Origin of the sequence: Pseudoxanthomonas helianthi (assembly GCF_017939625.1) — a bacterium.
Taxonomy (GTDB): Bacteria; Pseudomonadota; Gammaproteobacteria; order Xanthomonadales; family Xanthomonadaceae; genus Pseudoxanthomonas_A; species Pseudoxanthomonas_A helianthi.
The window spans coordinates 151,370-171,123 of sequence record NZ_JAGKTC010000002.1 but is presented as its reverse complement, the minus strand read 5'-3'; the positions used below and the strand labels follow the sequence as shown (position 1 = coordinate 171,123).

Sequence of the window (19,754 nt, the reverse complement as noted above, 5' to 3'; positions counted from 1 at the left end):
CGAATGCCTCGATGGCGCAGCGCGCGTCACAACTCGGCCTCGACCTGCGGCGCCGTCGAACCCTGCGGCAACGCGACCACCAGTTCCGGCCAATCGCGGCCTTCGGCATCCTGGACCTGCATCATCACCTGCATCGGCAGGCGGTCGGGGTTCTTCCATGCTTCCTGCCATTGGCCGAGCTTGCCTTCGGCGTCGAGGCCGCGATAGCGGAAGCGCAGCGTGCGCAGGCCTTCGGCCAGGGTTTCCGGCGGACGGGCGGGATTGTCCGGTATGGCTTGGCCCGATTGCACCAGGGTGAACTGCGCCTTCAATCGCCCATCGTCGGAATAGGTGATCTGGTGCAGGTACGGTCCGCCGCGGCCGAGGTAATCCGGCAGGTCGGCGACGAAACTCAATTGCCGCGCATCGCCGCTGAACAGGAACGCCTGCCCGGTGTCCTTGTCGCGGGCATAACTGATCGGCAGCGCCGAGGTCAGGCGCTGGCGAAGGAAGCCTTCCGCGGCCCGGATCGCCTCATTGCGTTCGGCCATTGCTTCGCCACGGGCGCTGATCGTGCTGGCCGAGCGCAACGTGGCGAAGGCCAGGGCCAGTCCGGCGGCCAGCAGCACCGTCGCCAGCAGCACTTCGATCAAGGTGAAGCCGCGTACGCCCCGATTCATGGCGCGGCCTCCACGCCACCGGCGATGCGGCGCAGGCTGCGCACCTGCAACGACTCGCCGGCGGCTTCGCCCCAACGTACATCCAGTTGCAACTGCATCAGGCGCGGCGCGCCCGGGTCGGTCATCGGCGAAGGCGGGCGCGTCCGATCCACGAACGGCGCCACCTGCAGTTGCCAGCGGTAACGGCCGTTTTCCCATTCGCCATCGGTAGTGCCGGCCTGCAAGGCCCGGCCCACCCCTACCTGCGCCAGCAGCGATTGCGCGTGTAGTGCGGCGCGCCCGGCATCGTTGGCGTTGCGCACCTGCCGCGCCGCGCCGGACAGCGAGCCCAGCAACAGCGTCAGCGCCAACGCCAGCAGGGCGAAAGCGATGATGACTTCGATCAGAGTGAAGCCCTGCTGGCCGGAGCGGTTCACGGCTCCGCCTCCACCTGCGACAGCTTCACCTGCCCGGTCAGCCAACCCACGTCGATGCGCCATGCGGCTCGCTTGGCCTGCAACTGCACTCGCCCGCCGGTGGAAGCGCCGTCGGGGAAGAACAGGATGCCGCCCTCGCCCGCACGCGCCTGCGCTTCGCGCGCGCCGGTGAAGCGCACGCCCAGCGAGTCGGCGATGCGGCCGGGCTTGCGGTTCGGCGCCTGCCAGCGGTGGCCTTCCGGATCGATGGCGAAACGCTGCGGCTTGCCGGTCGATATCGCCAACGCGCGCGTGTAACGCATTTGCGCGGCGATCTCCTTCGCCGACGAACGCATGCGCATGCCATCGAGGCCGCCGGTCAGCGCCATCGCCGCCAGCGTGCTGGCGATGGCGATCAACGCCAGCACCAGCAGCATTTCCAGCAAGGAAACGCCACGGGCACGCTTCAGGCTGGCGTCATCGCGTCCCGGGCGCATCGATCACTCGTACTTGATGTCCGCGTTGAAGCTTTCGCCGCCGGGTTGCCCGTCCTTGCCCAGGCTGATCAGGTCGAACGGCTTGTTGTCGCCGGGCACGCGGTACTCGATGGCGTGTCCCCACGGATCCTTCAGCTCGGCTTCCTTCGCATACGGGCCCAGCCAGCCGGTGGCATTGCCGGGTTGGGCGACCAGATCTTCCAGCTTCGACGGCAGCGAGCCGGTGTCGAGCTGGTAGTTCTCGACCTTGCCGGCCAGGGTCTGGATCTGCGACTTGGCCAGGTTGGCCTTGCCGCGATCGGCGCCGCCGAGCACCCGGCTGCCGACGAAGGTGACCACCAGGCCGATCAGCACCAGCACGATGATGATCTCCAGCAGGCTCATGCCGCTTTGCGAAGACGGCGAAGGCGAAACGGTCGGGCGGCGGGGCTGGAACATCGGGCGATCCTGGTTGGGTTTGGAAGATGAATCGGTAGACGCTTATTGTCCTTGAAGCGACGTTAACGCAGCCATCCGTGGCGAAGCATTCTCGCTTCGGAACGCCCGGCCCGGCCATCCATGGCCGAACGTTCGGCAGACCGCGCGGCAGTGCCGCGCAAGCGGCCTGCCTCACCCTATCGCGTTGGTCAAATCGTACAGCGGCACCAGCACCGCGATGATGACGACGCCCACCACGGCCGCCAGCAACAACGTGATCAGCGGCACCAGCGCGGCCAGCATGCGGTCCATCGCCTGCGCGGTCTCGGCCTCGAAAGTGTCGGCGGTCTTCAGCAGCATGGTATCCAGCGCGCCGGATTCCTCGCCGACCTGGATCATCTGCACGGCCAGGCGCGGGAAGCGCTTGCCCTTCGCCAACGCCGCCGACAGGCCATGGCCGTTCTTCACCTCTTCGGCTGCCGCTTCGACATCGGCGGCCAGCACGCGGTTCCCCAACACGTTGCGCGAAATGCCCAGCGCCGACAGTAGCGGCACGCCGTTCTTCAACAGGGTGCCCAAGGTGCGCGCCAGCCGCGTGGTCTCCAGCTTCGCCACCAGCGGGCCGGCCAGCCTGACGCCGAGCAGCCAGCGGTCGAAACGCTCGCGGAACGCCGCATCGCGCAGGCGTCGCGCGAACCACCACAGCGCCACGGCCGGCAGCGCGACCAGCACGAACCACCAGTCGCGCACGAACAGGCCCACGCCGAGCACGACGCGGGTGAACCAGGGTAGCGTCGCGTCCAGGCTTTCGTACATCAGCGCGAATTGCGGCACTACGTAGCCGAGCAGGAACATCAGCGCGAAACCGACCACCACCAGCAGGATCGCCGGATAGATCAACGCGTTGACCACGCGACCCTTGAGCGCGCGGTTGCGCTCCAGGTAGTCGGCCAGACGCTGCAGGGTGTCGTACAGGCTGCCGCCGGCCTCGCCCGCGCGCACCATGTTCACGTACAGACGGCCGAACACGCCGTGCTGGCGTTCCAGCGCAGTCGACAGCGGCAGGCCGCCGTGGACCATGTCGCGGACGTCGGCGATGATGCCTTTCGCCTTGTCGTCCTCAGGCAACTCGAGCAGGATGCCCAGCGAACGATCCAGCGGTTGCCCCGCGCCGAGCAGCGTCGCCAGTTGCTGGGTGAACTGCACCAGCCGCTGTCCCGCGAAGGGCTTGGGTTTGAACCACCCGGCCAACGGCGACGCGCCGCCGCCTTCCGACGCCAGCCTCGCCTCCACCGGCAGGTGACCCTGCTCCTGCAGGCGCGCGACCACTTCGCTGTCGCTGCCGGCCTCCATCTGGCCGTCGAGCAGCTCGCCGCGTGCGTTCAGGGCTTTGTAGCGGTAGAGGGGCATGGGTTCCTGGGCGCTCGTTCTGCTTCGTTGTGGCCGTTGCTTCTGTTTCTGCCGTTGTTTCTGTTTTCGTCTTTGCTTTTGCTCGTCATTCCCGCGAAGGCGGGAATCCAAGGACGTTGCTCTTCGGCACCTGCCCGGTAATGTCAGTCCACAAATCCCGCCATGAAGGATTGCTTTCGTCGATCAATCGCATCTTCCACTCACGTCGCCATTTCTTGATCTGCTTTTCCCGCGATATCGCCGACTCCATAACACCGTGGATTTCATACCAAACCAGCTTCGTGACTCCGTAGCGCTTGGTAAATCCATCGACGACATGCTCCTTATGCTGCCAAGTCCTGCCTACCAAATCGCTCGTCACCCCGGTATACAAGGTTCCGTTGCGATCGCTTGCCAGGATGTATACACAAGGCTGCCTGTCCATCGCATCTCCGGGCAAACGTCCATGGATTCCCGCCTTCGCGGGAATGACGAGCAAAGCAAAGGCGAGCAAAAGCGGGAGCGTGAAAGGTCATGCCTCCTCCGTCACCCGCAATACTTCCTCTATCGTCGTCTCCCCGCGCAATGCCTTGGCGATGCCATCCTCGTACATCGTGCGCATGCCGTGCTGGCGCGCGATCTGTTCGATCTCGCCCATGCCGGCGTGGCGCATCACCGCGCGGCGCAACTCGTCGTTCATCACCAGGAATTCCACGATCGTGGTGCGACCGAGGTAGCCGGTCGGCGCGATGGCCGAGGCGCGCGGGTGATAGAGGTAGATGTCGCCGTCCGGCTGGTACTTGCGCAGGCCGAATTTCTCGATTTCCTCCGGCGAAGCCGGGTAGCGCTCGGCGTGGGTCGGTTCCAGCCGGCGCACCAGGCGCTGGGCGAGGATGCCGTTGATCGTCGAGGTCATCAGGTAATCCTCGACGCCCATGTCGAGCAGGCGGGTGATGCCGCCGGCGGCATTGTTCGTATGCAGCGTGCTCAACACCAGGTGGCCGGTCAGCGCCGACTGGATGGCGATGCGCGCGGTCTCGAGGTCGCGCATCTCGCCGATCATGATGATGTCCGGGTCCTGGCGCACGATGCTGCGCAGGGCATTGGCGAAATCCAAGCCGATCTGCGGCTTGACGTGGATCTGGTTGATGCCTTCGAGCTGGTATTCGACGGGATCCTCGACGGTGATGATCTTGACGTCGCTGGTGTTGAGCTTGCTCAGCGCGGTGTACAGCGTGGTGGTCTTGCCCGAACCCGTGGGCCCGGTCACCAGCAGGATGCCATGCGGTTGCTCCAGCACGTGCTGGAACTGCGGCAGGAACTCGTCGGTGAAGCCGAGCTTGTGGAAGTCGAACACCACCGTCTCGCGGTCGAGCAGGCGCATCACCACGCTTTCGCCGTGCGCGGTCGGCACGGTGCTGACGCGAAGGTCCAGTTCCTTGCCCTGCACGCGCAGCATGATGCGGCCGTCCTGCGGCAGGCGGCGCTCGGCGATGTTGAGCTTGGCCATGATCTTGATGCGCGAAATCACCGCGGCGGTGAGGTTGGCCGGCGGCGATTCGCCTTCCTCGAGCACGCCGTCGATGCGGTAGCGCACCTTCAGCCGGTTCTCGAACGGCTCGATGTGGATGTCCGAGGCGCGCAGCTCGACCGCGCGCTGGATGATCAGGTTGACCAGGCGGATGACCGGCGCTTCCGAAGCGAGGTCGCGCAGGTGCTCGACGTCGTCGAGATCGCCGCCCTCGCCTTCCGCGTTCTCGACGATAGCCCCCATCGCGCTGCGACCCTGGCCGTGCCAGCGCTCGATCAAGTCGTCGATTTCCGAGCGCGGCGCGACCAGCGCGCGCACCGACTTGCCGGTGGCCAGGCGCACCGCGTCGGCGGCGTAGGCATCCTGCGGGTCGGCCATCAGCACCGCCACCTGCCCGGCATCCTCGCCCAGCGGGCACAGGTGGAATTGCTTGAGGAAGCGCAGTGAAAGCGCGGCGGTTTCATCGTCGCCGACCGGCTCCGGTGGGGCGTCGGGTAGTTCCTTGACGTTGACCAGCGGCAGGTCCAGCACTTCGGCCACGGTTTCGGCATGGTCCCGTTCCGAGACGAGCCCGAGCCGGGCCAACAGGTCCAGCAGGGCGCCGCCCGCCTCTTCCTGCAGGCGCCGGGCGCGAGCCAAATCGGCCTCTTTCAACCGGCCCTTGGCCAACAGCGCTGCGACGATGCGGTCCTCGGCGCTTTCGGCCCCGGTTTCAGCCTGCTTCGGTTCCATGGCGGCATTCACGTCGTCCCACTCCCGGTAGAACGCAAAACGGACAGGAAACCGACTTTAGCAGTTCCGGCGTGTCGCCCGTTCGAGCGTCCGTCCTGTAGGAGCGGCCTTGGCCGCGAATGCTTTTGCTATTGCCCTTGCTTTCGGGCCCCGTCCGCAGCGGCGGAGCCGGTGGGTAAACCCCCGCAGGGGGCGGCGCACAGGGATGTGCGTCGTTTCCGGAGCCGCGGGACGCGGCTTCCGGAAATTCCCACCGGCTCCGCGGACCCTTCGTGCGCAGCGCGAAGGGCGCGAGGCAGGGTGTGCTTTTTTTGGTTACTTTCTTTGCACAAGCAAAGAAAGTGACTCGCGCGGAAGCGCGAAACGCTTTTCATCGACCGAATGGCCGGTCAATGCTCTCAACGGGCGAATGGTCCATCAATACGTCTGCAGGAGCGACCCTTGGTGCGCGACCGGAAACCTGATGCGCCGAAGAATTGTCCGCGTGGCTCCGCTCTTACAGTCGCGCACTGAAGTGCGCTTCTACGGGAGCAAAAGCCAAATGGATCCCAGCGTTCGCTGGGATGACGAGCAACGGCAAGAGCAGCCGAGCGTGCTCGGCTCTACAAAGCTGCGCTCGACGCACTGCCGCGACGGAAGCGACGTGGACTCCGGACTCCTCCACCCAGCCCTCTCCGTCAAGGGGAGGGGCAAAGCAGACGCGCTCAGCCCACCCAGACGCGCGCGTTGCGGAACATCCGCTGCCACGGCGAATCGCCCTGCCACTCGCGCGGGGCCCAGCTGAAGTTCGCCGCACGCAAGGTGCGTTCCGGATGCGGCATCAGGATCGTCACGCGCCCATCGTCGCTGGTCACGCCCGCGATGGCATGGGCAGAACCGTTCGGATTGGCCGGATAGGTCGCGGCCGGAACGCCGTCGCCATCGATATAGCGCAACGCCACCTCGACGCGCCCCGCATCGCCGGTGGCTTCGAACGACGCGCGGCCTTCGCCGTGCGCCACGGCGACCGGAATGCGCGAACCCGCCATGCCGCGCAGGAACAGCGACGGCGATTCGGCCACTTCCAGCAGGGCCAGGCGGCCTTCGTACTGCTCGCTCGCGTTGCGCAGGAACTGCGGGAAATGCGTCGCGCCAGGAATCAGGTCCTTCAGCTGCGACAGCATCTGGCAACCGTTGCACACGCCCAGTGCGAACGTGTCGCTGCGGGTGAAGAACGCAGCAAAGGCCTCGCGCAGCTCGCTGCGCTCGAGGATCGACGTGGCCCAGCCGCGTCCCGCGCCCAGAACGTCGCCGTAACTGAAACCGCCACAGGCGACGAAGCCGGTGAATTCGCCCAGGCGATGGCGGCCCTGGATCAGGTCGCTCATGTGCACGTCGAAGGCATCGAAGCCGGCACGGTCGAACGCGTATGCGGTTTCAACCTGGCTGTTGACGCCCTGCTCGCGCAGGATCGCGACCTTCGGCCGCTTGCCGGTGTTGATGAACGGCGCGGCGATGTCCTCGTCGGCGTCGAAGCCGAGCTTCGGCTTCAGCCCCGGCGCGGCGAAACGGCGCGCGGATTCGCGTTCCTGGTCGGCGCTTTCTGGATTGTCGCGCAGCTTCTGCATCGCATGGGTCACCGACCACCACGCATCGAACAAGATTTCCCAGCGCCACTCGGCGACGGTCTCGCCGTCGCGCAGCACGCGCACGGCCGGCGCCGTGGTCGGGCGGGCGATGCGCTGCGCGCATTCGGTCAGCGCGTGCTTTTCGACCAGGTCGGCGAACGCGGCGCGGTCTTCGACCGCGACCTGCACCACCGCGCCCAGTTCCTCGTTGAACAGGGTCGGGAACACATCGTCTTCGCTGTCGCCCCAGGCATCGAGGTCGATATCGAGGCCGCAATGCGAGGCGAACGCCATCTCCGCCAGCGTGGCGAACGCGCCGCCGTCGCTGCGATCGTGGTAAGCCTGCAGCACGCCCGCTTCGCGCGCGCTGCGGATCAGCTCGAAGAAGTCGCGCAAACGCTGCGGATCGTCGAGGTCCGGCACGCCATCATCCGCGTCGCCGCCGGCGAAAGCCGGCAGGCCGTTGCCGCCCGCCTCGGGGAACACCTGCGCCAGCACCGAGCCGCCGAGGCGACGCTTGCCCGCGCCCAGGCCGATCAGCCACAGCTCGCTGTCGCCTTCGCGCGCCAGCAGCGGAGTCAGCTGGCCGCGCACGTCTGCGACCGGAGCGAAAGCGCTGACCACCAGTGACACCGGCGATACCGACTTGTGCGCGCCATCGCCGGCGCGCCATTGCGCCTGCATCGACAGCGAATCCTTGCCGACCGGGATGCTCAGGTCGAGCTGCGGGCACAGTTCCATGCCGACCGCTCGAACCGCGTCGTACAGCAATGCGTCTTCGCCCGGATGGCCGGCCGCGGCCATCCAGTTCGCCGACAGCTTGATTCGGTCCAGCGTCTCGACCGGCGCGGCGCACAGGTTGGTGATCGCTTCGCCGACCGCCATGCGCGCGGCGGCAGCCGAATCCAGCAACGCCAGCGGCGTGCGTTCGCCCACCGCCATCGCTTCGCCGGCAAGGGTGTCGAAACCGCTCAGGGTGATCGCGCAATCGGCCACCGGCATCTGCCATGGACCGACCAACTGGTCGCGCGCGGTCAGGCCGCCGACGCTGCGGTCGCCGATGGTGACGAGAAACTGTTTGGCGGCGACGGCGGGATGCGCCAGCACGCGCAGGCCGGCTTCGTGCAAGTCCAGTTTTTCGGTGCGCAACGCCGGCCACTTCGGCGGCGCCGGATGCCGGGTGTCGCGATGCATCTTCGGCGCCTTGCCGAACAGCACGTCCATCGGTACGTCGATCGCCGCATTCGCCGGAATCGCACCGACCTTCGCGCCGTAGCCGACGACCAGGCGCTCCTCGGCCGTCGCCACGCCGACCGCGGCGAACGGGCAGCGTTCGCGTTCGCACAGCGCGGCGAACTCGGCGAGGCGGTCCTGCGGAACGCCGAGCACGTAGCGTTCCTGCGATTCGTTGCACCACAACTGCATCGGCGACAGCGAGGGATCGTCGCTGGGCACCTTGTCCAGGTCGATTACGCCGCCGACGCCGGAGTCGTGCAGCAACTCGGGGATCGCGTTCGACAGACCGCCCGCGCCGACGTCGTGGAACCACAGGATCGGGTTGTTCTCGCCCATCGCCACGCAGCGGTCGATCACTTCCTGGCAGCGCCGCTCCATCTCCGGGTTGTCGCGCTGCACGCTGGCGAAATCGAGTTCCTCGGCGCTGTCGCCGGAAGCCACGGACGAAGCCGCGCCGCCGCCCAGGCCGATCAGCATCGCCGGGCCGCCGAGCACGATCACCGCGTCGCCGGGCGACAAGGTCTTCTTCTGCACCTGGATGCGGTCGATCGCGCCGAGTCCGCCAGCCAGCATGATCGGCTTGTCGTAGGCACGGGTCAGGCCCTCGCCTTCGCCGAGCTCGAAGCTGCGGAAATAGCCCAGCAGCGCGGGTCGGCCGAATTCGTTGTTGAACGCGGCGCCGCCGAGCGGACCGTCGAGCATGATTTCCAGCGCCGGGGCCATGCGCGGGTTGAGCGGGCGTTCGCCTTCCCACGGCTGCGGCAGCGTGGGAATGCGCAGGTGCGACACGCTGAAGCCGGTCAGGCCGGCCTTCGGCTTGCCGCCGCGGCCGGTCGCGCCCTCGTCGCGGATCTCGCCGCCGGCGCCGGTGGAGGCGCCGGGGAAGGGCGCGATCGCGGTCGGATGGTTGTGGGTTTCGACCTTGATCGCGAACGCGGATTCGACCACCGGCTCGCTGCGGTACTGCCCCGACCCGTCGGGACGGAAACGCGCCGCCGGATAGCCTTCCACCACTGCGGCGTTGTCGCTGTACGCGCTCAGCGTGTACTGCGGGGTCTGCTGGTGGGTGTGCTTGATCATGCGGAACAGGGACTTGTCCTGTTCCTTGCCGTCGATGGTCCAGCTGGCGTTGAAGATCTTGTGCCGGCAATGCTCGGAATTGGCCTGCGCGAACATCATCAGTTCGACGTCGGACGGGTCGCGGCCGAGTTCGGCGTAACGCGCACGCAGATACTCGATCTCGTCGTCGGCCAGGGCCAGGCCCAGGCGCGAATTCGCCGCTTCCAACTGTTCCGGCGCGATGCGTTCCAGCGCGCCGCGCGCGGGCGCGACGAACAGCGCCGCGGCCTGTTCGCGCGCGGACAGCAGCGACTGGGTCATCGGGTCGTGCAGCGCCTTGGCCAGCGCCGGTGCCGCGTCGTCCCAGCCGTGCAGGTCGATGCGGGTGCCGCGCTCGACGCGCTTCAGCTTCAGGCCGGCGCCGCGCAGCAGTTCGGTGGCCTTGCTGGCCCACGGCGACAGCGTGCCCAGGCGCGGCACGACGAAGCGGGAGACCGCGCCGGATTCGACCGGTGCCGGCTGTGCGTTGGCCTGCAGGATGCGGCGCAGCGCGGCCTCATCGACCGTCGCGCCGGACTCTGCTTCGACGAAATAGACGTGCCAGGCGCCGGCGATGCGGACGCCGGGAACGAGGGATTGGAGTTTGCTTTCGAGCCGCGCGCGGCGGAAGGGCGACAAGGCCGACTGGCCTTCGAGGACGATCATGTCCGGAACCGTGGGGTGGCCGCTGGAACAGGGCCGCCTATTGTAACGGAGCCGGCCGGCTTGCCTCCGGAAGATCGTAGGAGCGCTCTTCAGGGCGCGAACCGGGCTCCGGAAAGGGCCGTCGCGCCCTGAAGGGCGCTCCTACAGGGTACGGATCAGCGCATTCCGCCCGCGGTGGCGGCCGGCTTGTCGGTGGCCAGCTGGTCGAGCACGGCGCGCATCTGCGCGGGGGCCAGGTAGCCGCCGATCTGCTTGCCATCCGGGGTGAACACCGCCGGCGTGCCGGTGATGCCTAGGCGCAGGCCCAGGTTGAACTCGGTCTCGACCGGGTTCTTGCAGTTGCGGTCGGGCACCGGCTTGCCGGCCTTGGCCTCGGTCAGCGCCTGCTGGCGGTTGGCCGCGCACCACACCGAGATCATTTCCTTGTGGTCCGGGCTACCCAGGCCCATGCGCGGGAACGCCATGTATTCCACGGCGATGCCCTGCTTGTTGTACTCGGCGATCTCGCTGTGCAGCTTGCGGCAATAGCCGCATTCCACGTCGGTGAACACGTTGACCGTGTACTTGGCGTTCGGCGGCGCGAACACGATGCGGTCGGCCGCTGGCACGCTCTTCATCAGGTCGGCGCGGTAACGGGTCAGTGCCGGACTGTTCTCGCTGACGCTGGTGCGCTTGGCGATGTCCATCGCGTTGCCCACGATCAGGTATTTGCCGTCGTCGCTGACGTAGATCACCTGGCCGCCCGCGATGACCTCGCGGAAGCCCGCGAACGGCGCGGCACCGATGTAATCGACGTCGACCTGCGGGTTGAACCCCTTCAACGCCTTGCGCACGACCGCGTCGGCGCCGGTGGCGGCGACGCTGCCCGCCGGAGCGGCGACCTTGTCGGCGTTGGTGGCGGATTGCGCACAGGCCGAAAGGCTCACGGCACCGAACAAAGCGAGGAACAGGGGCGATTTCATCAAGGGATCCCGTACGGAGATGCGGGGTTCGACACACGCGCGAACCGCCAGTTCCGCGATTTTCGCATATCCGGGTGAATCGCCCCGGAAGGCCAGGCGCCCGCCGGTCCGGCGCTGGATGCCGGATGTCCGGCAAGTTCATGCGCAACGGCGCGCAAGCGCTTCGACTTCGGCAGCAATGCTTTGCCGTCCTTGGCGCCGCTTCATCGACTCGTCCGGCCCGGCCATCCATGGCCGGGCGTTCGCCTCGTGCGCGTCAGCGGGGCGCGCAAGCACGACGGCTCACCCGCGCGGGTGATGCCTGGCGTGGAGCTTCGAAAGATGCTCGCGGGCGACCAGGGTGTAGATCTGGGTGGTCGACAACGAACTGTGGCCGAGCAGCATCTGCAGCGCGCGCAGGTCGGCGCCGCGATTGAGCAGGTGGGTGGCGAAGCTGTGGCGCAAGCCGTGCGGGCTGATCTTCGCCGGGTCGATCCCCGCGACCGCGGCATAACGTTTCACCAGCATCCAGAACTGCTGGCGCGTCGGCGGCTTGCGCTCGGCGCCGACGAACAGGTTTTCCACGTTGTGCTTGCCGACCAGTTGCGGGCGCGATTCGCGCAGATAGCGTTCCAGCCAGTGTTGCGATTCTTCGCCCAAAGGCACCAGCCGGTCCTTGCTGCCCTTGCCGGTGACGCGCAGCACGCCCTGGCGCAGGTTGACTGCGGTCGCGGGCAGGTCGACCAGCTCGCTGACGCGCAGGCCGGCGGCGTACATCAGTTCCAGCATCGCGCGGTCGCGCAAGCCCAGCGGGGTGGCGACATCCGGCGCGGCGAGCAAGGCATCGATCTGGCTTTCGGCCAGCGCCTTGGGCAACGAACGCGGCAGCTTCGGCGGTTCCAGCAGCGCCGTCGGATCGTCGGCCCGCGAACCCTGGCGCACGCACCAGCCGAAATAGGCGCGCCATGCCGACAGCAGGCGCGCGGTACTGCGCGGCGAATAACCCTGCGCCGCACGCCAAGCCAGGTAGCGGAACAGGGTTTCGCGATCGGCGGCAGCGAGGCCGCCATCGCGCAGGTTCCGCCAGCGCGCGAATCCTTCCAGATCGCGCCGGTAACTGGCCAGGGTCGGTGGGGCCAAGCCGCTTTCGGCCCAGATCGCGTCGAGGAAGCCGTCGATGGCGCGCTGGTCCGGATCCGGCACCGGCGGCATCTGCATCACGTACTGGCGGCGGTCGGCAGGCGATCGGGGCATGCCGCGATTGTAGAGTCGAGCTTGCTCGACTGGCTTTGCTTTTCAGGCATCGGACGAGAAGCAGTCGAGCAAGCTCGACTCTACAAAGGGCACACCGCTATTCTCGTGCAATGACCGCAGCCGCTCCCGGAACGCAAAAATCCCGCGCATTGATCGGTTGGCGCCTGCTGGCGTTGTTTTACGACTTCTGGCCGGTACTGGCGATGTGGATGCTGGTCGGTTTGGCGTTCGTCCTGCTATTCACGGCGGCGGGCCACGACACTCACGAAAATATCCGTCCGCTGAGCGGTTGGTGGTGGGGCGAATGGCTGGTGTGCTGGATGGTCGCCGGGCTCTACGCGACGGTCAGCTGGCGTCGCGGCGGACAGACCCTGGGCATGCGGCCATGGCGACTGAAGGTGATCGCGGCCGACGGTTCGGCACCGTCGCGAAAACAATTGTGGAAGCGCTATGCCGTGGCCACCCTGTCGCTGCTGCTGGGCGGACTGGGATTCTGGTGGGCGTGGTTCGACAAGGACCGGCTAGCGTGGCACGACCGCCTCAGCGATACGCGAACGATCCGGCTGCCCAAGAAAAAGGCCTGACACCTGATGCCCGAAGCGGGTATCGCGCCGGAATGGAGCGGGTGAAGGGAATCGAACCCTCGTCAGTAGCTTGGGAAGCTACAGCTCTACCATTGAGCTACACCCGCGCGGGGTGTCCAGTCTAGGGCCCGCCTGCCGTCGCGGCAATGCGGGCCCCGTGTCCGGCGAATCAGAAGCCGCCGCCGACGGTCAGGAACACGCTCATGTCGTTGCCGCCTTCCTGGCCGACCAGCGCACTGACGCCGACGTCGGCGTTCAGGCCGAACACCTGCGCACGCGCGCCCACGCGCAGGTTGCCGCGGTCGCGGTCCAGTTGCAGGCCGGGCACGCCGTACTGGCCGACGGCGGAGAGGGTCTGCACGGTGGCGAAGGCTTCTTCGGGCGCATCCTCGAACTCGCGCTCATAGCTCACGCGCGCATACGGCTCCAGGTGGTCGTTGATGCGGAAACGGGCCTGCCAGCCGAGGCTGCCGATCAGCGAATCCAGGTCCTGGTCCGGGTAGCTCAGCGCGGTGGAGTCGACGTTGCCTTCGGCATAGCCGTCCAGCTTGATCCGCTGCGCGAGCAGCGAGGCCACCGGGCCATGGTGGAACGCGCCTTCGCCGAATTCGTAACCGCCGCTGATGCCGGCGCTGAGGTTGCTGCCGTCCGGCGAACCGTCGTAGCGGCGCGTCGCCGGGCCGAGGTGCACTTCGCGCTTCACGTCGTACGACAGCCAGCTGTAGCTCAACTGGCCGTTGACCCAGGCATGTTCGCCGTACCAGCCGGCGAAGCCGCCCAGGCTGGTGTCGGTCTGCTTGAAGTCGCCGCGGTTCAGGCCGAAATCGAGCTTGCCGGTACCCGCGCCGGCGAAGGCGCCATAGACCCAGTCGCCGCGCGACCAGTCGACGCCGAAGGTGCCGGCGAAGGTGGTGCCGTCGTAGAGGTCGCCGTCTTCGTAGCGCTGGTTGTCGCCACGCAAGCCGCCCCACCAACGCATGCCGTCGGCTTCCGGCTTGGCCTCGACGTGGTTGGCGACCTGGTCGGCGCGCGCGTGACCCGTCACGCTGGCCGAATGCGGCAGGATCGCCAGCAGGCGCGGACCTTCGATCACCGACATGGCCAGGTCGGCCAGCACCTTGTGCGCGGCCGTGGTCGGGTGCACGCCGTCCGCGAACAGATAGGAGTCGGCGCCGCCCGGCACGGTCGAGGCCGGGCTGCAGAACAGCGAGTTGCCGCCCTGCACCGCCGTCGAACAGGCCGGCGTGGTCACGTTGCTCAGGCCATAAGTCGCCGGACTGGCCACTACTTCCTGCAGGAAATGGAAGGTATCCATCGGGATCACCCGCAGGTCGGCCGAAGCCAGGCCGGTGAACAGCGCGGTGTTGTAGGCCGTGCTCAATTGCGTGCCGGTGGCCTTGTTGGCCGCGTAGGCGGGGGTCAGGCCGATGTCCGGCAGAGTCGGCACCAGGATGTAGCGCGCGCCGGCCTGGGTCAGCGCACCCACTATGCCGACCTGGGCGGTAACCGCTGCGCCGATGGTCGCCGGCGCATTCGCCGGGTTGGTGATCGAGAACACATCGTTGGCGCCGCCCCATACCGTGTACAGCGCGTTCGGATCGACCGTGTGGCCCGAAGCGAGGTAGCGCGCGTATTGGGTGGCCAGCGAAGGCACGTAGCCCAACGCATTGGCGCCATCGACGCCGACCCGCGCGCCGCCGACCGCCCAGTTGTTGCCGCCGGTCAGGGTCGGGTTGGGCGTACCGTTGCCGGTCCAGGCCACCGAGCCGTTGCTGCCGTAGTACTCGGCCAGGTGCTGCGACCAGACGTAGCCCGGGTTGGTGGTGAACTGGCCCAGGATCGCGCCGTTCGGACCGACCACCTGCACCAGGGTCGGGCGGAAATAGCCGGCATCGGTCAGGCTGTCGCCGAAGAACACGGTCTCGGAGAAGGTCGCCCGGCCGGATTGGGCGAAGGCAGGCAGCGCGGCGAGCGTCAGGGCGCTGGCGAGCAGGGTGCGGCGGAGCTTGGCTTTCATCGTGGTTCCTTGGTGGGCACCGACATACGACGGCGAATGGCGCCTATCGTTTCACGAAAATATAACGCCGACATGCTGCGCCGCCGCACAAAACCGGTTCGTAGCGGCGACAATGTACGCATGCGAATCCAGTTGAACGGCGAAGCCCGCGACATCGCCCCGGGCACCACCCTCGTCCAGTTGCTCGAAGCGGAAGGCTTGGCCCAGCGCCGGGTCGCCGTGGAGATCAACGGCGAGATCGTGCCGCGCAGCGCGCACGCCAGCCACGTCCTGCAGGACGGCGACCGCGCGGAGATCGTGCATGCGCTGGGCGGCGGGTGAAGCTTGGCGCTTGCGCGGCACTGCCGCGCGCCAAGCCGAACGCCCGCACAAGAATGTGCGGGCCGGGCTGTCCGCAAACCAGAGGGTTTCGCCACGGACGGCTTCGATCATCGTCACGGCGCCTTGCCGATTCCTTTCGGCGATAATTCCGACATGACCACACTCTCCCCCCAAGATTCGCTGGCGATCGCCGGCACGCCTTACCGTTCGCGCCTGCTGACCGGCACCGGCAAGTTCAAGGACCTCGACGAAACCCGCCGCGCCACCGAGGCCGCTGGCGCGCAGATCGTCACCGTGGCGATCCGCCGCACCAACATCGGCCAGAACCCGGGCGAACCGAACCTGCTCGACGTGCTGCCGCCCGACCGCTTCACCATCCTGCCCAACACCGCCGGCTGCTATACCGCAGACGATGCCGTGCGCACCTGCCGGCTTGCGCGCGAACTGCTCGACGGGCACAAGCTGGTCAAGCTGGAAGTGCTGGGCGACCAGAAGACCCTGTATCCGGACGTAATCCAGACCCTCGCCGCCGCCGAGAAGCTGGTCGCCGACGGCTTCGACGTGATGGTCTACACCAGCGACGACCCGATCCTGGCCAAGCGGCTGGAGGAAATCGGCTGCGTGGCGGTGATGCCGCTGGCCGCGCCGATCGGCTCGGGCTTGGGCATCCAGAACAGGTACAACCTGCTGGAGATCATCGAGAACGCCAAGGTGCCGATCATCGTCGACGCCGGTGTCGGTACCGCTTCCGACGCGGCCATCGCGATGGAATTGGGTTGCGACGGCGTGCTGATGAACACCGCCATCGCCGGCGCGAAGGATCCGGTGCTGATGGCCAGCGCAATGAAGAAGGCGGTGGAAGCCGGCCGCGAGGCCTTCCTGGCCGGACGCATTCCGCGCAAGCGCAATGCGAGCGCGTCGAGCCCGATCGACGGCCTGATCGGCTGATGACCGATCCGTTCTCCAGCCCGGGCGCGAAAACGCCGGCCAAGCCCTTCACCAAGACCGAAGGCCGCCGCGAAATCCGCAGCTTCGTCCTGCGCCAGGGCCGCTTCACCGAAGCGCAGCAGCGCGCGTTCGACCTGCAGTGGCCGCGCTTCGGCATCGATTATCTGGGCGAGGTGCGCGACTACGACGCGATCTTCGGCCGTCGCGCCCCGCTGGTGCTGGAAATCGGCACCGGCAACGGCGAAGCGTTGCGTTACGCCGCGCAACACGATGCATCGCGCGACTACATCGGCATCGAAGTGCACGCGCCCGGCGTCGGCCGTCTGCTCAACGGTCTGGCCGAGGAAGGCAGCGATCATGTGCGCGTCTACCACCACGACGCGGTCGAGGTGTTGAACAGGGAAGTCGACGATGGCGCGCTCGACGAAGTGCGCATCTATTTCCCCGATCCGTGGCACAAGAAGCGCCACAACAAGCGGCGGCTGGTGCAGCCCGAATTCGCCGACCTGGTCGTGCGCAAGCTCGCGCCCGGCGGACGCCTGCACCTGGCCACCGACTGGGAAAACTACGCCGAGCACATGTGGGACGTGCTCGACGCGACGTCCGGCCTGCGCAACGTCGCGGGGCCGCGCGGGCACGTACCGCGTCCCGACTGGCGCCCGCAGACCCATTTCGAAACCCGCGGCCAGAAACTCGGCCATGGCGTGTGGGACCTGCTGTACGACCGCGTCGATTCCTGACGCATGCCGGTCGCCGGGCTGAATCATTTCAACCTGCGCGCGCCTCCGGCGCTGCTCGAAGAGCTGCGCCGCTTCTACATCGAAGTCATCGGCCTGGAAGAAGGCCCGCGTCCGCCGTTCCGCAGCCGGGGCCATTGGCTGTACGCGCAGGGGCGCGACATCCTGCATCTGACCGAAGCGGCGCCCGGCGAAGCGCGTGCCACGCATGTGGCGACGAGCTTCGATCACATTGCACTGACCTGCACCGATGCGGACGCCATGCTGGCGCGTTTGCGCCGGCACGGCATCGACTACGGCGTCGACGACGTGCCGGCGACCTCGCAGAAGCAGGTTTTCCTGCGCGACCCCGCCGGCAACGGCATTGAGTTGAACTTCGCCATGGGCGCACAATCTGCCGATTCAGATGGAGCGCACGGCGCGTAATGGACACCGCCCTGACCTTGACCACCGACATGAAGCTCGTCCTCGGGCTGGTGGTCTTCACCATGGCGATGTTCCTGTTCCAACGCATCCGCGCCGACCTGGTCGCCCTGGTCGTGTTGGTGGTGTTGGGCCTGAGCGGGTTGATCGCGCCGGAGGAAATCTTCGGCGGCTTCTCCGGCAGCGCGGTGATGAGCATCACCGCGACCATGATCCTCGGCGCGGGCCTGGACCGCACCGGTGCGCTGAACCGGCTGGCCGGCTGGCTGCTGCGCCGCGGCCACGGCATCGAGCAACGTCTGCTGCTGCTGACCACGGCGATGGCCGGGTTGAATTCGTCCTTCATGCAGAACCCGTCGGTGATGGCGCTGTTCATGCCGGTCGCGGCGCGGCTGTCGTCGCGCACCACCTTGACTCTGCAACGCCTGCTGCTGCCGATCGCCGCGGCCATCGTGATGGGCGGCGCGTTGACCATGGTCGGCAACTCGCCGCTGATCCTGCTCAACGATCTGTTGCAGTCGGCCAACAACAACCTGCCCTCGGGCATGGCCACCCTGGAACCGCTGCGCATGTTCGCGCCGCTGCCGATCGGCGTGGCCCTGGTCGCGGCGTCGCTGCTGTATTTCCGCTATTACGGCGACCGCAAGCTGCAGGAAGAAACCCGTGGCGACCAGGTGCCGACCCGCACCGAGAGCTATTTCGCCCAGACCTACGGCATCGAGGGCGACGTGTTCGAGTTGTCGGTCGGCGCGGAAAGCCCGCTGGTCGGCATGAGCCTGGGCGAAGCGGAGTCCCTGCACGGCGCGCCGTTGATGCTGGCGCTGCAGACCGGCGAAGACGTGCGCCTGGCCCCGCCGGCGGACATGCGCATCTGGGTCGGTAGCGTGCTCGGCGTGATGGGCACGCGCGAGTCGGTGGCCGACTTCGCCCAGAACCATTTCCTGCGCCTGTCGGCGCGCCTGCGCCACTTCGGCGACCTGTTCAATCCGAGCCGCGCCGGCATTTCCGAAGCGGTGATCCCGCCGACCTCGCGCTTCATCGGCAAGACCGCGGCGGAACTGCGCCTGCGCAAGCAGCACGGGCTGAGCCTGCTGGCGATCAACCGCGACAAGAAGGTGATCCGAGACGACGTGCGCCAGACCAAGCTGCGCGCCGGCGACATGCTGGTGCTGCACAGCATCTGGCAGGACCTGCACCAGGCCGCGGAGAGCCGCGACTTCGCCGTGGTCACCGATTACCCGAAGGGCGAACAGCGCCCGCACAAGTTCAAGATCGCGATGGCGATCTTCGGCCTCACCGTGCTGATCGCGCTGACCTCGAAGGTGCCGGTGGCGCTGACCCTGATGACCGGCGTGGTCGGCATGCTGTTGACCGGCGTGCTGCGCATGGACGAAGCCTACGCGGCGATCAACTGGAAGACCGTGTTCATGATGGCCGGACTGATCCCGCTGGGCTGGGCGATGGACAGCAGCGGCGCGGCGGCATGGGTCGCGGGGCATACGGTCGAACGCCTGCCCGAAGGCATGCCGGTATGGCTGCTGGAGTTGTGCGTGGCGGTGCTGACCACGGCGTTCTCGCTGGTGATCAGCCACGTCGGCGCGACCATCGTGATGGTGCCGATCGCGATCAACCTGGCGCTGGCCGCGGGCGGCAACCCGACCTCGTTCGCGCTGATTGTCGCGCTGTCGGCGTCGAACAACCTGATGACCTCGTCGAACCCGGTGATCTCGATGGTTACCGGCCCGGCCAGCTACACGCCGCGGCAGATGTGGCGCGTCGGCGGACCGCTGTCGGCGATCTATCTGGTGGTGGTGGTGTTGATGGTCAACCTGATGTCCTGGTGGAACGCGTGGGGCCGGTGACGACGGCGGCGCGGCCGGAACTCGATCTCGAGCTGCTGCCTTCGCGCTACGCGGTCGTGCGCCTGCCGCCGAACGCGGGTCTTCCCGCGTGGCTGCAACCGCGAGGTTTCCGCAACGTCGCATGGACCGCGGACGAGCTTTCCATCGTCTGCGAAGAGACGATGCCGCCGGACGACTCCAATGCCGAACGCGGCTGGCGCTGCTTCAAGCTGCGCGGACCGTTCGACTTCGCCCTGACCGGGATCCTCGTGGCCGTGCTCGAACCCCTGGCCGCAGCCGGCATCGGCATCTTCGCCGTCTCGACCTTCGACACCGACTACGTGCTGGTCAAGGATTCGAACCTGCAGGCCGCAACCGACGCACTGGCCAAGGCCGGGCATCGGATCCTGTAGATACGGGCCGCAGATTGGCGCAGGCGCGCCAAGGCGGGACAATGATCC

General features: G+C 67.3%; 18 protein-coding genes and 1 tRNA gene. 7 read left to right on the top strand and 12 right to left on the bottom strand.

What is annotated here, in order from left to right; translation table 11 throughout:
* Window positions 1–26 precede the first annotated feature (26 nt).
* The 10 genes from J5837_RS08475 to xerD form a co-directional block, all read right to left on the bottom strand.
* Window positions 27–659 carry a prepilin-type N-terminal cleavage/methylation domain-containing protein gene (locus J5837_RS08475; RefSeq protein ID WP_210536341.1) on the bottom strand — a complete coding sequence of 211 codons (633 nt, stop codon included), beginning with the start codon at window positions 657–659 and terminating at the stop codon, window positions 27–29.
* On the bottom strand, window positions 656–1,075 hold the full coding sequence (gene xpsI, locus J5837_RS08470) for a type II secretion system protein XpsI (protein ID WP_342345522.1): 420 nt from the start codon (window positions 1,073–1,075) through the stop codon (window positions 656–658). The genes J5837_RS08475 and xpsI overlap by 4 nt, the downstream gene beginning before the upstream one ends.
* Window positions 1,072–1,551 carry a type II secretion system protein XpsH gene (gene xpsH, locus J5837_RS08465; RefSeq protein WP_210536339.1) on the bottom strand — a complete coding sequence of 160 codons (480 nt, stop codon included), beginning with the start codon at window positions 1,549–1,551 and terminating at the stop codon, window positions 1,072–1,074. Before xpsH ends, xpsI begins: the two co-directional genes overlap by 4 nt.
* 3 nt (window positions 1,552–1,554) lie before the next feature.
* Window positions 1,555–1,989 carry a type II secretion system major pseudopilin GspG gene (gene gspG, locus J5837_RS08460; RefSeq protein ID WP_244755846.1) on the bottom strand — a complete coding sequence of 145 codons (435 nt, stop codon included), beginning with the start codon at window positions 1,987–1,989 and terminating at the stop codon, window positions 1,555–1,557.
* Window positions 1,990–2,160: 171 nt separating this feature from the next.
* Window positions 2,161–3,378 (bottom strand): type II secretion system protein XpsF, encoded by a 1,218-nt coding sequence (gene xpsF, locus J5837_RS08455; RefSeq protein ID WP_210536338.1) that lies wholly within the window; start codon window positions 3,376–3,378, stop codon window positions 2,161–2,163.
* Window positions 3,379–3,463: 85 nt separating this feature from the next.
* Window positions 3,464–3,802, bottom strand: coding sequence for a GIY-YIG nuclease family protein (locus J5837_RS08450; protein ID WP_210536337.1), 339 nt, complete (start codon window positions 3,800–3,802; stop codon window positions 3,464–3,466).
* Between the two features lie 87 nt (window positions 3,803–3,889).
* A complete protein-coding gene (gene gspE, locus J5837_RS08445; protein WP_244755845.1) occupies window positions 3,890–5,620 on the bottom strand; it encodes a type II secretion system ATPase GspE in 1,731 nt (576 codons plus the stop codon).
* A 704-nt stretch (window positions 5,621–6,324) separates the two neighbouring features.
* The gene (purL, locus tag J5837_RS08440) at window positions 6,325–10,227 is read right to left on the bottom strand and encodes a phosphoribosylformylglycinamidine synthase (protein WP_210536335.1); all 3,903 of its coding nucleotides are present in this window, start codon (window positions 10,225–10,227) and stop codon (window positions 6,325–6,327) included.
* Between the two features lie 155 nt (window positions 10,228–10,382).
* Window positions 10,383–11,189 carry a thioredoxin fold domain-containing protein gene (locus J5837_RS08435; protein WP_210536334.1) on the bottom strand — a complete coding sequence of 269 codons (807 nt, stop codon included), beginning with the start codon at window positions 11,187–11,189 and terminating at the stop codon, window positions 10,383–10,385.
* Between the two features lie 282 nt (window positions 11,190–11,471).
* Window positions 11,472–12,422, bottom strand: a complete 951-nt coding sequence (gene xerD / locus J5837_RS08430) for a site-specific tyrosine recombinase XerD (protein ID WP_210536333.1) — start codon at window positions 12,420–12,422, stop codon at window positions 11,472–11,474.
* 110 nt (window positions 12,423–12,532) lie between these two features.
* On the opposite strand from xerD, the gene J5837_RS08425 reads away from it, so the two are divergent.
* Window positions 12,533–13,006: an RDD family protein gene (locus J5837_RS08425; RefSeq protein WP_210536332.1), complete on the top strand. Its 474-nt coding sequence runs from the start codon at window positions 12,533–12,535 to the stop codon at window positions 13,004–13,006.
* Between the two features lie 33 nt (window positions 13,007–13,039).
* Here J5837_RS08425 and J5837_RS08420 read toward each other — a convergent pair.
* Together J5837_RS08420 and J5837_RS08415 are read right to left on the bottom strand one after the other, a co-directional pair.
* Window positions 13,040–13,113: transfer RNA gene (locus J5837_RS08420), tRNA-Gly, on the bottom strand.
* Window positions 13,114–13,175: 62 nt separating this feature from the next.
* Window positions 13,176–15,023 carry an autotransporter domain-containing protein gene (locus J5837_RS08415; protein ID WP_210536331.1) on the bottom strand — a complete coding sequence of 616 codons (1,848 nt, stop codon included), beginning with the start codon at window positions 15,021–15,023 and terminating at the stop codon, window positions 13,176–13,178.
* A 120-nt stretch (window positions 15,024–15,143) separates the two neighbouring features.
* On the opposite strand from J5837_RS08415, the gene thiS reads away from it, so the two are divergent.
* The 6 genes from thiS to J5837_RS08385 all read left to right on the top strand — a co-directional run bounded on the left by thiS (window position 15,144) and on the right by J5837_RS08385 (window position 19,706).
* Window positions 15,144–15,344, top strand: a complete 201-nt coding sequence (thiS, locus tag J5837_RS08410; protein ID WP_210536330.1) for a sulfur carrier protein ThiS — start codon at window positions 15,144–15,146, stop codon at window positions 15,342–15,344.
* A gap of 153 nt (window positions 15,345–15,497) precedes the next feature.
* Entirely contained in the window at window positions 15,498–16,292 is a 795-nt protein-coding gene (locus tag J5837_RS08405) for a thiazole synthase (RefSeq protein ID WP_210536329.1), read from the top strand.
* Window positions 16,292–17,032, top strand: coding sequence for a tRNA (guanosine(46)-N7)-methyltransferase TrmB (trmB, locus tag J5837_RS08400; RefSeq protein ID WP_210536328.1), 741 nt, complete (start codon window positions 16,292–16,294; stop codon window positions 17,030–17,032). Before J5837_RS08405 ends, trmB begins: the two co-directional genes overlap by 1 nt.
* 3 nt (window positions 17,033–17,035) lie before the next feature.
* Window positions 17,036–17,455 (top strand): VOC family protein, encoded by a 420-nt coding sequence (locus tag J5837_RS08395; protein WP_210536327.1) that lies wholly within the window; start codon window positions 17,036–17,038, stop codon window positions 17,453–17,455.
* The gene (locus J5837_RS08390) at window positions 17,455–19,314 is read left to right on the top strand and encodes an SLC13 family permease (protein WP_210536326.1); all 1,860 of its coding nucleotides are present in this window, start codon (window positions 17,455–17,457) and stop codon (window positions 19,312–19,314) included. The genes J5837_RS08395 and J5837_RS08390 overlap by 1 nt, the downstream gene beginning before the upstream one ends.
* Window positions 19,293–19,706 carry an ACT domain-containing protein gene (locus J5837_RS08385; RefSeq protein ID WP_342345521.1) on the top strand — a complete coding sequence of 138 codons (414 nt, stop codon included), beginning with the start codon at window positions 19,293–19,295 and terminating at the stop codon, window positions 19,704–19,706. The genes J5837_RS08390 and J5837_RS08385 overlap by 22 nt, the downstream gene beginning before the upstream one ends.
* Window positions 19,707–19,754: the final 48 nt, after the last annotated feature.

Excerpts from the sequence above, each read along its gene's own strand:
- xpsF (WP_210536338.1), bottom strand. The coding sequence starts at position 3,378 with ATGCCCCTCTACCGCTACAAAGCCCTGAACGCACGCGGCGAGCTGCTC.
- J5837_RS08405 (WP_210536329.1), top strand. The coding sequence starts at position 15,498 with ATGACCACACTCTCCCCCCAAGATTCGCTGGCGATCGCCGGCACGCCT.
- trmB (WP_210536328.1), top strand. The coding sequence starts at position 16,292 with ATGACCGATCCGTTCTCCAGCCCGGGCGCGAAAACGCCGGCCAAGCCC.
- xpsH (WP_210536339.1), bottom strand. The coding sequence starts at position 1,551 with ATGCGCCCGGGACGCGATGACGCCAGCCTGAAGCGTGCCCGTGGCGTT.
- J5837_RS08425 (WP_210536332.1), top strand. The coding sequence starts at position 12,533 with ATGACCGCAGCCGCTCCCGGAACGCAAAAATCCCGCGCATTGATCGGT.
- J5837_RS08395 (WP_210536327.1), top strand. The coding sequence starts at position 17,036 with ATGCCGGTCGCCGGGCTGAATCATTTCAACCTGCGCGCGCCTCCGGCG.
- J5837_RS08475 (WP_210536341.1), bottom strand. The coding sequence starts at position 659 with ATGAATCGGGGCGTACGCGGCTTCACCTTGATCGAAGTGCTGCTGGCG.
- gspE (WP_244755845.1), bottom strand. The coding sequence starts at position 5,620 with ATGGAACCGAAGCAGGCTGAAACCGGGGCCGAAAGCGCCGAGGACCGC.
- gspG (WP_244755846.1), bottom strand. The coding sequence starts at position 1,989 with ATGTTCCAGCCCCGCCGCCCGACCGTTTCGCCTTCGCCGTCTTCGCAA.
- J5837_RS08415 (WP_210536331.1), bottom strand. The coding sequence starts at position 15,023 with ATGAAAGCCAAGCTCCGCCGCACCCTGCTCGCCAGCGCCCTGACGCTC.
- J5837_RS08435 (WP_210536334.1), bottom strand. The coding sequence starts at position 11,189 with ATGAAATCGCCCCTGTTCCTCGCTTTGTTCGGTGCCGTGAGCCTTTCG.
- purL (WP_210536335.1), bottom strand. The coding sequence starts at position 10,227 with ATGATCGTCCTCGAAGGCCAGTCGGCCTTGTCGCCCTTCCGCCGCGCG.
- J5837_RS08450 (WP_210536337.1), bottom strand. The coding sequence starts at position 3,802 with ATGGACAGGCAGCCTTGTGTATACATCCTGGCAAGCGATCGCAACGGA.
- thiS (WP_210536330.1), top strand. The coding sequence starts at position 15,144 with ATGCGAATCCAGTTGAACGGCGAAGCCCGCGACATCGCCCCGGGCACC.
- xerD (WP_210536333.1), bottom strand. The coding sequence starts at position 12,422 with ATGCCCCGATCGCCTGCCGACCGCCGCCAGTACGTGATGCAGATGCCG.
- J5837_RS08390 (WP_210536326.1), top strand. The coding sequence starts at position 17,455 with ATGGACACCGCCCTGACCTTGACCACCGACATGAAGCTCGTCCTCGGG.